At 60.4% G+C, this 245-nt stretch carries 1 protein-coding gene; it reads right to left on the minus strand.

The annotated features are described in order from the left end of the window. On the minus strand, positions 1 to 245 hold a 245-nt coding region (locus P8629_RS12520; protein WP_442908719.1), incomplete at both ends, for an ATP-binding cassette domain-containing protein.

The following is a 245-nucleotide window of genomic DNA, read 5'->3' on the forward strand; positions in this document are numbered from 1 at the left end:
CAGGCCGGAGTCGATCTCGTCGAGCATGGCGAGCTTGGGCTCGAGCAGCAGCATCTGGAGGATCTCGTTGCGCTTCTTCTCGCCACCGGAGAAACCTTCATTGACGGCGCGCTGCAGGAAGCTCGAGTCCATCTTCATGAACTTGATCTTTTCCCGCACCAGCTTCATGAACTCCGGTGCCGGCATCTCGTCTTCGCCGCGGGCTGCGCGCTGAGCATTCAGCGCCGCCTTGAGCAGGTAGATGT

Origin of the sequence: Hydrogenovibrio sp. 3SP14C1, from assembly GCF_029625905.1 — a bacterium.
Lineage (GTDB): Bacteria > Pseudomonadota > Gammaproteobacteria > Thiomicrospirales > Thiomicrospiraceae > Hydrogenovibrio.